The sequence below is a fragment of the Paenibacillus sp. FSL R5-0470 genome (assembly GCF_037975205.1).
Classification (GTDB): Bacteria; Bacillota; Bacilli; order Paenibacillales; family Paenibacillaceae; genus Paenibacillus_AQ.
The window spans coordinates 501,545-514,561 of sequence record NZ_CP150238.1; the positions used below are offsets into that span (position 1 = coordinate 501,545).

10 protein-coding genes are annotated in these 13,017 nt (G+C 46.6%); 9 read left to right on the plus strand and 1 reads right to left on the minus strand.

All coding sequences use genetic code 11. The annotated features are described in order from the left end of the window. Positions 1-36: 36 nt before the first annotated feature. The gene (locus MKY99_RS02240) at positions 37-345 is read right to left on the minus strand and encodes a hypothetical protein (protein WP_076285185.1); all 309 of its coding nucleotides are present in this window, start codon (positions 343-345) and stop codon (positions 37-39) included. 254 nt (positions 346-599) lie between these two features. On the opposite strand from MKY99_RS02240, the gene MKY99_RS02245 reads away from it, so the two are divergent. From MKY99_RS02245 to MKY99_RS02285, 9 genes are all read left to right on the plus strand, one after another. Continuing rightward, a complete protein-coding gene (locus tag MKY99_RS02245) occupies positions 600-2,864 on the plus strand; it encodes a helix-turn-helix domain-containing protein (RefSeq protein ID WP_339268416.1) in 2,265 nt (754 codons plus the stop codon). A 281-nt stretch (positions 2,865-3,145) separates the two neighbouring features. Next, entirely contained in the window at positions 3,146-4,066 is a 921-nt protein-coding gene (locus MKY99_RS02250; protein ID WP_231573375.1) for an ABC transporter permease subunit, read from the plus strand. 10 nt (positions 4,067-4,076) lie between these two features. Beyond that, positions 4,077-4,937 (plus strand): carbohydrate ABC transporter permease, encoded by an 861-nt coding sequence (locus MKY99_RS02255; protein WP_339244483.1) that lies wholly within the window; start codon positions 4,077-4,079, stop codon positions 4,935-4,937. Between the two features lie 58 nt (positions 4,938-4,995). Beyond that, positions 4,996-6,618 (plus strand): extracellular solute-binding protein, encoded by a 1,623-nt coding sequence (locus MKY99_RS02260; protein ID WP_339268419.1) that lies wholly within the window; start codon positions 4,996-4,998, stop codon positions 6,616-6,618. Positions 6,619-6,697: 79 nt separating this feature from the next. Continuing rightward, on the plus strand, positions 6,698-8,653 hold the full coding sequence (locus MKY99_RS02265; RefSeq protein ID WP_339268421.1) for an alginate lyase family protein: 1,956 nt from the start codon (positions 6,698-6,700) through the stop codon (positions 8,651-8,653). Between the two features lie 109 nt (positions 8,654-8,762). Then, positions 8,763-9,836: a glycoside hydrolase family 88 protein gene (locus MKY99_RS02270; RefSeq protein ID WP_339271471.1), complete on the plus strand. Its 1,074-nt coding sequence runs from the start codon at positions 8,763-8,765 to the stop codon at positions 9,834-9,836. Positions 9,837-10,081: 245 nt separating this feature from the next. Beyond that, positions 10,082-10,495 (plus strand): GNAT family N-acetyltransferase, encoded by a 414-nt coding sequence (locus tag MKY99_RS02275; RefSeq protein ID WP_339268423.1) that lies wholly within the window; start codon positions 10,082-10,084, stop codon positions 10,493-10,495. Positions 10,496-10,712: 217 nt separating this feature from the next. Then, a complete protein-coding gene (locus MKY99_RS02280; RefSeq protein ID WP_339268425.1) occupies positions 10,713-11,345 on the plus strand; it encodes an NAD(P)H-binding protein in 633 nt (210 codons plus the stop codon). Positions 11,346-11,391: 46 nt separating this feature from the next. Continuing rightward, complete coding sequence (locus tag MKY99_RS02285) at positions 11,392-13,014, plus strand: NAD(P)H-hydrate dehydratase (protein WP_339268427.1); 1,623 nt, start codon at positions 11,392-11,394, stop codon at positions 13,012-13,014. Positions 13,015-13,017: the final 3 nt, after the last annotated feature.

Below are 13,017 nucleotides of genomic sequence, written 5' to 3' on the forward strand. Positions count from 1 at the left end.
GGGCGGGTTATTTTTCTGACGATTTAGGTGCTCTTATTAATAACGATTTGCCTGACGTGAAGAGGAAATCCCTTCAACGAGCAGTACGAGCGCAGTGATGCCATGCATGATCCAACCTAAGAGTGGGATAAACGCTAAAATCGAGGTGATAATGCCTAGAACATTCCCTACGATGGGTTTCCGCTCTCTTTGCAGGATTACAATGGCTACAGCGTGGAGTAAGAAGGCAACGGCAAGTGGGACCCAACCATTGGCTATAATAAAGAGACCGCCGAGGACAGGCAGAGCCAGAAATGCCTCATACACACACGTTCCCCATTTAAACAGCTTTGCTACAGGAGACATTATGCCACCAACCTTTTTAGAATATTGTTATATATACTATTCCACACAGTGAGTAATAGGATTCAAGAATATAATACTTACCACTTTGGCGGATGTGTATGAATTTTGGGAATGGACGGTATTTTCATATTCATATATAGTGTGAGTTAGATATTTCCAAAAGAGTGTAAAGATATACGCTCACCCAATAAGGATACGAATTTTACCATTGGGTGATTTTCAATTTATAAAGGAATCATCAAGGGGAGATCACATTGCTTAGAAAATCCTTTTTCACAAAACTACTTATCGCTTATCTGGTTATTATATTCGCTTACACTATGATTGCTGTCTGCCTTTCTTTTTTTAAGGACAGCCAAAATGTGCGATCGGAATTAAGCCAGAAGCAGCAGAATTTTCTCATGCAATCGCGCGACAAAATTGACACGAAACTCGGTGTTTCTTTCAATTTAATTACACAATTGAGATTAGATGATCATGTTGTTAAATTCGCTGAAAAAGATCGCGATTACTATGAGATCACGCAAGCCTCTTATGCACTGAAAAATCATATAGATGCATTCTCTGAATTCGGCTATAGCATCGATTTAATGAAGACTAACGACGATTTGGTTATTACGCCGCAAATTTCGTCGGATAGAAGACGCTATATGGAAGATATGGGAATCACTAATGAGGATTTGGCACAATTAGGTACAGACAGTACGAGTCCAAACATAACGATATCGAGCAGTCAAAATATAACGTCGACGAACAATGAAAGCGCATCCATACGAATCCTTAATCCGGAACGGGTAGGAATAGGGAATTCATTATTTTTTGTTGTCTCATTCTTTGAACAATTGCTGCTGCCACCCCTATCGCCTGATGCGCAAGAAGCTTTTGCCATTATCGAGAATGGCCGATACGTAACGCTTAAATCAAACTTTGACGATAAACGGAAAAAGCAATTGCTTGCCTATCCACTGGCACAACTGGATGAACAGGCAACCGTGGATTATAAGAAGCTATCCAATGATGAATTCGATTTCCATTTAATCCGCTCGAATACGATGCCGCAATGGTCGTATATGTATGTTACACAGAACTACTCTTTGGTAGACTCCTTTTCCCCTAATTTAAAAGGGGCTGTACTTCTATTAGCCATTCTTATCTTTGTGGGACTTGCGTTCGCCTATGCAGTTTCCAGGCGTATGTACCGGCCTGTGGGTCATCTCGTCGGATTGTTCAAGAGCTACGGTGAGCCTGCGGGAGCAGATGAATTCGCTTTCTTGAACGAGACAGCGACGAGTATAAGTAAAGCCAATGAACAGATGAAATCCGCGCTACATGAGCACAAGCTCTCGATGAGAGACAAGTTCCTGCGGGATTTGCTCCATGGACTCGTTCCACCTGACAAGGTGGATGACCTGCTAAATGCACATCAACTGCAAAGCCTTTCTAGCAACTTGAGCGTTTGTGTGATTTCATTCTCGAACGCTAAGGAATTGGAGGAGCAATATTCGAAAGATGCGATTCTTACGATAAAATCAAAGACTTCCTTGATTATTCATGAGCAGTTGAAAGTTCATTTCCCTTGTGAACTGCTTGATCATGATTTCACCAAATTTGTCTTCATAATCAGTGAATCCGATACAGAATCCATTCAGAAGAAGCTCATGAAAGCGATGGCTCAAATCGAGGACGCGCATGCATACGGATTGACTGCAGCTGTAGGCCAGCCTGTAATTTCTGCTGGGGAAATTGACCGCTCCTTTATCCAGGCGCTTGATATTCTGAAGAGGAGATCGGCAGTGGACAAGACTTCTGTCATTACTTATAAACAACTCAGTCAAGTGCAGATGGTCAGCTATTATTATCCTATCGATACGGAACGCGAGCTGATCAGCTATGTGATTCGCGGCAAGCGGGAGAATGCTTTAAATACGCTAAACCGCCTGCTATCGGAAAATCTGGAGCAAAGGCAGTTAACCAGGCAGCAGCTCGACCAGTTCAGCCTGCTTGTGTTGGCTACGCTGAGCCGAATTATCCAGCAGTTGAATATGCCTTTCGAAGAGTTCGTTCAAGCTCATAAGGAATCTCTGGACATCGTACAGCACGGCGAATCGAAGGAGCTTATGGTTTCCGCCATTACTTCCTTGTTCGGCGCCATGATGGATACGATTGATCAGCAGAATGAAATGATGGATAACAGTACGGTAAAGCGGATGATTGAATATATTCATGACAACTACAATAGGGATTTATCGCTTAGCATGATAGCGGAGGAGTTTAACTTCTCTCCTGGTTATGTCAGTATCGCTTTCAAAAATCATTCCGGAGAAAATTTTAAAGATTACTTGAATTTTTATCGTGTGCAGCAAGCTAAAGAGATTATGCGTCAGCAGAAAGATATCAAAATTGGAGATTTAGCACTAATGGTCGGGTGCAACAATGCAAACACGTTTATTCGCATGTTCCGCAAGTATGAAGGGTTAGCTCCTGGCCAATACGCAAAGAAGCTTAACGAGAAGGAATGAGGCTTCAAGTAATGAGAACCGTTGATTCAAAACAAAGCCGCCTAGCTTAATTGCCAGGCGGCTATTGTATGTTCGACGGGCGTTTCTCTATATAACGAGAAATTGTTGATACATAAAATAATGCACATTATGAACCCAGACATAAAGAGTTGCCGCTAGATGAAATAATGGCGATAGACAGCGCTTACATTCATTCCTATAGTTTAAATTGCAACGCTGACCTTTCAATTGGGAGCGCTCCTGAGGGGATCAGCTAAACATCGTTGCGAGAGGAGAAGAGAGTGCTGCTTAACTTTAAAGAAATAAAAACCAACCTGATCAGGGACCGTTATCTTTATCTACTCCTGATACCGTTTCTGGCTTGGTATATCATCTTTGCGTATAAGCCGATGTACGGCCTGCAAATCGCCTTTAAGGATTTCAGTGTATATAAAGGAATTGAAGCGAGTCCCTGGGTTGGATTTGAACACTTCGAGACCTTTTTTAAAAGTCCATATTTCTGGCGGCTATTAAAAAACACAGTATTGCTCAGTTTGTATCAATTGCTGTTTGCGTTCCCTGTGCCGATTATCCTCGCTTTGTTATTTAACGAATTGAAGAATGGGGTATTCAAAGCAACGGTGCAGACCTTCACGTATTTGCCCCATTTTATTTCGGTCGTTGTCGTAGCTGGGATCGTTACTAACTTTTTGGCTCCTAGCAACGGCATTATCAATATCCTGATCGAAATGATGGGTGGAGAAAAGCAATACTTTCTGACCAATCCCGATTATTTCCGTACGATTTTTATCGGGTCCATGGATATTTGGAAGGAAGCGGGATTTGGTACCATCATCTATATAGCTGCATTGTCCGGTGTCAATCCGGCTTTGTATGAGGCAGCGGTTATCGATGGAGCTAATAAATGGAAGCAAATGTGGCATATCACGCTTCCCGCCATCATTCCGACGATCGCAATCATGCTTGTCATGAAGGTGGGCTCCATGTTGGAAGTAGGCTATGAGGCGATCATTCTTCTGTATCAGCCAGCCACCTATGAGACGGCCGACGTTATTAACACTTACGTGTACCGGTCCGGTTTACAGGATGCACGTTACGACCTGGCGACAGCGGTGGGACTGTTCAATGCCGTCGTTGGATTTATTCTAGTCGTATTTGCCAACAAGATGAGCAAGAAGTTAACAGAGACTGGATTATGGTAGGTGATGGAAGATGAAAAAAACCAGAGGCGAAAAGCTGTTCTATATCTTTAACTGTGTATTTCTTGGAATAATCGCTTTGCTTGCATTATATCCGTTTGTCTATGTCTTATCCGCATCCATCAGCTCCTCTGATGCGGTCGTTACCGGCAAGGTGATCTTGCTGCCGCGCGATATTAACTTTGACTCCTATGCAAAGGTATTATCGGAAAAGGGGATTTGGATTGCCTATTTTAACACGTTTTATTACACGATATTCGGCGTAATCGTCAATTTAATTCTCACCATTTGCGGCGCCTATGCCCTGTCCAAGAAACGGGTTATGGGGCGTACGGCCATCAGCTTCTTTATCGCGCTGACAATGTGGTTCCAACCGGGCATGATTCCGATGTATCTCAATTTCAGAGATTTGAACATGCTTGACAACAGGTTTACGATCATTATCGGTTTCGCGATTACGACCTTCTATGTCTTCCTCATGAGAACGTTCTTCCAGAGTATTCCGGAGGAACTCGAGGAAGCGGCAAAGGTTGACGGAGCAAATGATCTGACGATTTTATGGAAGGTGTATCTGCCGCTGTCTAAAGCCTCTCTTGTAACGATCGGATTATTCTATGCGGTGCACCGCTGGAACGGCTATTTCTGGACGATGATCCTACTGAGCGACGAGAGTAAGGTACCGCTACAAGTCTTGCTAAAGAAACTCATCGTAGAAATGAACGTGAGCGACGAAATGGGGAATATGGCGGTATATTCTAAGGAAACGATCATTTATGCAACTATTATCGTCTCCATTATACCGATTGTTGCAGCTTATCCCTTCATTCAGAAATATTTCGTCAAAGGCGCCATGATCGGTTCCGTCAAAGGCTAATGGCTACTTCAATCCTTTTACTATGAAATCAAGAAACCAATATTGGGAGGTCATGAATATGGGTAACAAAAAATGGATGAAATCATCTGCAATAATCATGATGTCAGTCGGTATGCTGCTGGCAGGCTGTAGTAACAATAACGCTCCGCAAAATAGTGGAAGTTCAGCGAATGATTCAAAAGGGTCGGATACAGAACAACTATCCGGGAACTTGATCTCTAAAGAGCCGGTTGAACTGACGCTCCATATGCACTACTCAGATAAGTTTATATTCGACGATAACTGGCCTGTCTTCAAAGAAGCGGAAGCCATGACCAATATTAAGCTAAAGGGTACTGCATCTAAGGCCTCGACGAATAGTAAAGAACTGTTCAATACAATGATGGCTTCCGGAAAAATTCCGGATCTGGTCCATCATCAAATTAAGGAGCAGTACGACAGCCTTGGGATTGAAGGGGCCTTTCTTGAGCTAGATGACCTGATTGAAAAATATGCCCCGAACATTAAAAAGTTCTTTTCCGAACATCCAGATTCAGCTAAATATATGAAAGCCTATAACGGCAAAACGTATTTCCTTAACTTTACGCCAGATGGACCGGCTGCAAGAGGCTGGTTTGTACGTCAGGATTGGCTGGATAAATTGGGACTAGAGCAGCCGAAAACTGTAGATGAGCTGTATGCGCTCTTGAAAGCCTTCAAAGAAAAAGATCCGAACGGTAATGGAGTAAACGATGAAATCCCATACTTCAGCCGGTCCAAGCTGGATGGAATTTACGATCTACTGATTCAGTGGGGCGTGCAAGGCGGGGCCGATGCGGCCAAACGCGGATTTTACGCGGATAACGGTGTCGTCAAGTACGGCATGTATGAGCCGGGTTATAAGACTGCCATCGAAAATATTGCGAAGTGGTATAAGGAAGGCTTGATCGATAAAGAAATTTTCACCCGCGGAGAGAAGGCGCGTAACATTTTGCTCGGAGACAATGTCGGCGGCATGACGCACGACTGGTTCGCCAGCACAGCTAACTTCAATGACATTCTTGCGACTGAGATTCCAGGCTTCTCTTTTGTTCCGATGACGCCTCCAGCGAACACTGAAGGCAAAGTAATCGAAGAAAGTTCTCGCAAGGGGACGCATGCAAGCGGATGGGGAATCTCGGCGACTACCAAGCATCCCGTAGAAGCGATCAAATATATGGATTTCTGGTTTTCCGAAGAGGGTCGGAGACTGATGAACTTTGGCATCGAAGGTAAGGACTACGACCTCGTGGACGGCAAACCGAAGTTTAAAGATTCATTATTGAAAAATAAAGAAAAGACAGTCATTCAACAGCTTCAGGAAGAGGGAGCCCAGATCGAGCTCGCCTTCCATCAAGACTACGCTTACGAAGAACAATGGACAAACGCAACTGCGTTGAAAGGCATCAAGGAATACATTGACAATGGCTATATTATGAAGGCTTATCCGCCGATTTCTTATACAGATGATGAACGGACCAAATTTGAGGAGTTAAATGCGGGCGTACTGACTTATGTGGAGGAAAAGCTGCAGCGTTGGGTGCTCGGCGTGGAACCAGTAAACGATGAGACATTTAGCAAGTATATTAAAGAGCTGGAAAGCTTGGGCATCAAGGATTTGCTTGCTCTGGAGCAAGGTGCATACGACCGTTACATGAAATAGCTGGAATCGCTCCTTCCGGAGTCTTGATGATTTCGGAGGGGGCATTTCGAATTCAAAATAACATAATGGAGATGAATAAATGAATCTGCAATCATTGCTGAAAGAGCCGATGACTACGACGGAGCTGTTAGCTAACTTGCGCTCACGGCTTGAGCCGATGGACGAGAAAGCCGCCTATATCGCAGCACATATGCCTGATCACGTGCGCGAGACGATTGCGAATGCCGAATTCGCCTATCAAGGAATGATCATGCTTCCTGGTACAGGGGGAGTCAGAGAGTTTGTCGGGAATCCGCCTAGCTGGCTAGAGCGCAGACATAATGACAATGAATATTTATGGCAGCTGAATCGCATGACGCATTGGCAGGATTTACTGGAAGCCTACTCGCTATCCAAGGACGCGAAATACGGACTCAAGGTCATCGATGAAATGCTGGACTGGATCGAAACGGTCACTATTCCTGAGGACTTACTGGCTAAGCCGATTGGCTATTTTACGGAATGCCATCCGCTGAGGGTTTTGGAGATTGGTATCCGGGGCTACAAAATTTGGCCGCTTGTTCTGGAGCATCTAGGCCCTTCGGAGTTGTTCACAGAAGAAATTTTGGAGAAGTATTTAACAGTCATTTACAAGCAAGTAAAAGCTTTGCGTAACGTGTCTCCTCAGCTGTGGCCTAAAGCGGATCATAACCATTATTTAATGGAATGTTTGGGCCTTCTGACGACTGCTCTTTACTTTCCCGAGCTGAAAGAAGCCGAGGAATGGAAGGCTTTTGCGATAGAGGGCATCGAAAAGTGCAGCATGGCGCAACTGACAGAGGATGGCGGTCAAATTGAAGGCTGTCCATCGTATCATAATGGCTGCATGTTCTGGTTCGGGCTGGCTGTCGTTCTGGCTAAACGTTTCGATTTTGAGTTCTCTGCGGAGTACATGGGACGGTTCAGAAAGAATTTGGATTACTCGATCTACTCGTTAAGACCAACCGGGAAATGTGTACCTGTCGGAGACTCTTTTGCAAATCCGCTTGCGGTAATGTCTGGTGTTTATGGGTATTATGCCTTGAATGATAGCTCCTGGCTAGGGCTTGCAACGAATTTGATTGATGTACACGAAGTTGTAAGGGAAGCTAGTAAGCATGTATGGAGAGCGCTCGATGTCCGCCAATTTGTGGAGGAGCTGTATTCCTTGCAGGATAGAGAGTTTGTATTGGATAAGCCCACGACATTCTGGAATCGTACATTGGATCAAGCAATTATCCGCAGTGGCTGGGATTCGAAGGCTCTCAGTTTTTTGTTTACATGTAAAAGCCCGATTCAGAATGCCCATGCCCATATCGATCTGATGAGCTTTGATTTTACGGCGCTCGGAAAAGACATGATTTGCGATCCCGGATTTTTTTGTTATCGGAATGATGAGGACCGTAAGCAGTTTAAGAGCTCGAATTATCACTCTACGCTGCTGATCGATGAGCGAGATCATTTCGAGTATATTAATTCCTTTACATTTGGGCCACAAAAGCCTGGTGGAATCTACAATGTAGAGGATAGAGGCTTCTACCAGCTCGCCAGCGCCAGCCATACAAACTATGATCCGGTTGTCCATCATCGGCATATTTCACTAGTGGATAATCGATTCGTGCTTATTGCAGATCGGGTAGAAGGGCTGAATGCCCATAGCGTCCAGCGCTATTTCCATCTGGATTTTGTCGAGGTGAAAGAGAGCCTAGGCGGCGTGATTGGGACTAGCGATATTGCAAATCTGGCGATTGCGACAAGCCATACGGGGAAATTGGATCTTCTGGAGGGAAGGCTGTCCGATGAGACCGATATCTCAAGGCCTTCGACAAGGGTCCGCTTTCAGGATAGGTACAGCGGTACTATGACTTTCTTGACCGTGCTTATTCCTTTTCAAGGGGGGCAACAGCCTGCCGTTCAGATTATTGAAGAAGAGGAAGGTGTATTTAGCTTCGAGATTGGAGATCAGTACTTGGTTTCGATAAACGAAAGAGATATGCACATAAGCAAACGGGCTTGAAAAGGGGTGACCCTTAGAAAGTTAAAAAATAGGAGTGAGCAGATTGTTGAACCTTCAGGCTGATGATCAAATTTGGGTAGATAATGTCATAGCTAAACTAACGGACAAAATGGACGTCGTATGTGAACGATCAAGAAACAAAATTCCATACACGACAAGAAATGGCACGCACGATAATCAGATCGAAAAAGATATCAATTGGTGGACGAATGGATTTTGGGGCGGTATGATGTGGCTCATGTACCATGAAACCGGCGCTCAAAAGTACAAGGAAATCGCCAATTTTACGGAGGATGCATTGGATGCCTGCTTCCATCAATTCTACGGTCTGCATCATGATGTCGGATTTATGTGGTTGCCTACGAGCTTGGCCAATTATAAAGTTACCGGAAATCCGGAATCTCGTAAGAGGGCAATGCACGCCGCCAACTTACTTGCTGGACGATTTAATCTGGCAGGCGGATTTATCCGCGCTTGGAACGATGATACGGCCAGCGAAGATACAAGAGGGTGGGCGATCGTGGACTGCATGATGAATCTACCGCTTCTCTATTGGGCGAGCGAAGAGACTAAAGATCCGCGATATGCGCATATCGCAATGAGGCATGCGGACACCGCTCTAGAAGCTTTTATCAGGCCGGACGGGTCCGTGAATCATATCGTGGAGTTTGATCCGTTCCATGGAGGCGTGGTCCGAACTTACGGCGGCCAAGGCTACGAGGATGGCTCGTCCTGGACACGTGGGCAGACCTGGGCTTTATACGGCTTTATGATCAGTTATACGCATACGGGAAAGCCGGAGTATTTGCAGGCAGCCAAACGGGTGGCGCATTATTTTATGGCTAATATTCCGGATAACGGGGTTATTCCAATCGATTTCCGGCAACCGAAGGAGCCCGCTTACGAAGACTCCACGGCAGCGGTGATCGCAGCTTGCGGACTGATCGAGATCGCCCAAGTTGTTGGCGAGCACGAAAAGGAGGTCTACCTGAACGCCGCGCTGAAGCTCGTGAAAAAAGTGGACGCTACTCGCTGCGACTGGACGACCGATTCCGATCATCTTTTAATGGGCGGTTCAGCAGCGTATCATCATAAAGACATTCATGTTTCAATCATTTATGGCGATTATTATTTTATGGAAGCTATTTTTAAGTTAAAGGGGAACGACTTGTTCTTGTGGTAGTAAAACGATATACCAGATCAGTTAACCAGAATATTGGGAGTAATCGCCTTTTTAATAAGAAGATAACACTTCATAATAATGAAAATCATTGATAAAAAAAGCCGCCTAGCCTATGTGCCAGGCGGCTATTGTATATTCGACGGAGGCAAGTCTTGCCTGTGCACCATTGAGTCGTATATAGTTGGAACAGCAATGCTGAACGGCGCTAATTCTATTTTATTGTAGGATGCTAGGAGGAGAAAGGTATGGGGACAACAGGAAAGCTGGATATACGTCATGAATGTCCTTCAGTGGAACAGTATTTAGCACTGAGAAAAGAGGCCGGTCTGAGTGCAATGAGCGAAGAAGGGGCTGCGATAGGGCTGCCTCGTTCTATTTTTGCAGTAACCTTGTATGAGGAAGATACCTTGGTCGGGATGGGCAGGGTGATTGGCGATGGGGGATGCTTTTTTCAGGTTACGGATATCGCAGTGAAGCCTTCTTATCAGGGTCGCGGTTTAGGAAAATTGATCATGGGGGAAATCAGGGATTTTCTTCATACTGTACCGGACAAGGCTTATGTCAGTCTAATCGCGGATGGGGAAGCCTCTAAATTGTATGCACAATATGGCTTTGAATCGGTCATGCCACGTTCTCAGGGAATGTTTTTACGTCCTTAATGTGAGGACATGCTACTTAGTAGAGAGTGCCCCTTGTATTGGTGAAGGGGTTTTTCGTTTGGAAGTTAACGGATGCGATTTGATTTCAAATGGACCGCAGGGGATAAATAATGATTAAAGGTTGTAAGGGAAAGGCTATTGAGACGAGTATTGAAAAATATAAATAAGCAGGAAGGCCGCACGCTGGCCTTACCCGGAAAAAGTGAGGAAAAGACAGATGGATGTTGTAGTATTGGGTGCATCAGGAACGATTGGAAAGGCGATTGTACAGGAGGCTTTAAAAAGAAAACATGAGGTAACAGCTGCGGTACGGACTCCAGAATCAGTAACCCTTGAACATGAACGTCTGCACATCACGACTGTAGATGTTCTAGATCCTGCTTCAGTCGCAGCTGCAGTCCGTGGACATGAAGAGGTAATCAGTGCATACGGTCCAGCACTCGGCCAAGAGAAGGATTTGATAACAGCAGCTAAGGCAATTGTAGAGGGAATACAAGAAGCTGGGCTAAATCGACTGTTAGTTGTGGGTGGTGCAGGGAGTTTGAAGACTGAATCAGGAGAGCTGTTGATGGATACGGCAGATTTTCCTGCTCAGATTAGACCACTGGCAGAGGCACATGCGGAAGCTTATGAAATTTACAAAAACACAGAACTGGATTATACGTATGCCAGTCCTGCTGCGGTAGTTCATTCCGGTCGACGTACAGGTCAATTTCGCATTGGACTCGACCGTCTCGTTTTTGATGAGAACGGCGAAAGTATTATCAGTGTTGAGGATTTTGCTGTAGCTATGGTGGACGAGCTGGAGGAAGGGAATTTTAGCCGGACGAGATTTACTGTAGCTTATTGATATCAAGCTAGTTGTGGATTGAAGTGTAGCGGAAAGGGGCCGAACCATGTTTCTGGTAACTGCTGAGCAAATGCGGCGGCTGGACGGAGAAACAATCCAGCGGCTGGGGATTCCAGCTATTGCGCTGATGGAGAATGCGGGAAGAGTGATCGCAGAGGAGATCGTTGCGCTGTGCCGGCGGAGAGGTGGAGATGGCTGCAGAAATGCAGCCGGATGGGAAGACGCTGGGAAGGATGCATTTCAGGTCAGCGCAGATCATGCGCTGACCTTGGACAATGCCGCCACCGAGCGATGGTTCATCCTCGTCGGCAAAGGCAACAACGGCGGCGATGGCCTCGCCGCCGCACGGTATCTTCGCGAGACCGGCATCGCCGTCACGCTCGTTTATGCGGTGCCGCCGGAGTCGCTCTCCGGCGAGGCCGCCCTGCAGCGCGATGCGGCTGCAGCTATGGGCCTTCCTGCCGTGGTATACGGCAGGGATCGGCTGGACCTTGCCGAGTGCAGCGGCATCTTGGATGCGCTGCTCGGCACTGGCGCCGCGGGAGCCCCGCGCGGTGCCTATGCGGAGCTGATTGCCGCAGCGAATAGCAGCGGCAAAGTGATCGTGTCTGCGGACATCCCGAGTGGTCTGAACGCGGACACCGGTGAGACACATGAGTCTTGCATTCATGCGTCGGTGACGGTTTGCCTCGCGTTTCTCAAGCGAGGTCTCCTGCAATACCCCGGTGCAGGCGCAGCGGGGCATGTGAAGGTCCGGGCCATCGGCATTCCGTCTTCTTTGGCCCCTGAAAGCGGTGTGCAGGTTCACCTGCTGACACCGGAAGTGCTGCATGCCCATCTGGGCGTAGATCTGGCCCGCCGGCGTTCGCCTGAAGGCCATAAGGGTACTTATGGGCATGTCCTTCTTGCAGCCGGCACCTTAAGAATGAGCGGCGCCGGACTGCTCTCTGCCCGTGCTGCGCTCCGGGCAGGCTGCGGATTAGTGACATGGGCGCTTCCTCAGAAGCTGCTGCCCTGTATCATCGGTTCTGCCCCTGAGCTCATGTTAGCCGATGTTGGGGGCAATGAAGATGGAACCTGGCAAGCAGGGAGCGTTTCAGAGCTGCTGAGGCTAAGTAAAGAGCGAGATGTTCTTGCCATTGGTCCCGGTCTTGGTCGGTTCGAGGCTGATACAGAATGGCTTCGCAATCTCTGGGAAGAGACGGATTGTCCTCTGGTGATCGATGCGGATGCTTTAAATATATTAGCTGAAGCTGATTACAAGAGCTGGGCAAGTAGACGCCATCCGGTGATTCTGACGCCTCATCCAGGTGAGATGGCCCGTCTTGCTAGTATAACAACAGCTGAGGTGCAACGGGACCGCATCAGTCTGGCTATGGGATATGCGAAAGAGCATGGGGTTACCCTTGTATTAAAAGGAGCACATACGGTTATAGCAACGCCTGAAGGGCAAGCTTATGTAAACACCACAGGCCATCCCGGCATGGGTACTGGTGGAGCCGGTGATGTGCTAACGGGCATCATTTCCAGCCTGCTGGCTCAGGGACTGAATGAGGCGCAGTCAGCAGCTTTTGGTGTATATCTACACGGATTAGCAGGGGAGAGAGCCGCCCGTCAGCGGAATAATCCAGCGGCTATCATTGCCGGTGATATCATAGAAGCACTCTGAGTG

What these genes read in the sequence shown, in the direction of transcription:
- MKY99_RS02270 (WP_339271471.1), top strand. Translation starts at nt 8,763, where the DNA reads ATGGACGTCGTATGTGAACGATCAAGAAACAAAATTCCATACACGACA.
- MKY99_RS02280 (WP_339268425.1), top strand. Translation starts at nt 10,713, where the DNA reads ATGGATGTTGTAGTATTGGGTGCATCAGGAACGATTGGAAAGGCGATT.
- MKY99_RS02240 (WP_076285185.1), bottom strand. Translation starts at nt 345, where the DNA reads ATGTCTCCTGTAGCAAAGCTGTTTAAATGGGGAACGTGTGTGTATGAG.
- MKY99_RS02260 (WP_339268419.1), top strand. Translation starts at nt 4,996, where the DNA reads ATGGGTAACAAAAAATGGATGAAATCATCTGCAATAATCATGATGTCA.
- MKY99_RS02265 (WP_339268421.1), top strand. Translation starts at nt 6,698, where the DNA reads ATGAATCTGCAATCATTGCTGAAAGAGCCGATGACTACGACGGAGCTG.
- MKY99_RS02275 (WP_339268423.1), top strand. Translation starts at nt 10,082, where the DNA reads ATGGGGACAACAGGAAAGCTGGATATACGTCATGAATGTCCTTCAGTG.
- MKY99_RS02255 (WP_339244483.1), top strand. Translation starts at nt 4,077, where the DNA reads ATGAAAAAAACCAGAGGCGAAAAGCTGTTCTATATCTTTAACTGTGTA.
- MKY99_RS02285 (WP_339268427.1), top strand. Translation starts at nt 11,392, where the DNA reads ATGTTTCTGGTAACTGCTGAGCAAATGCGGCGGCTGGACGGAGAAACA.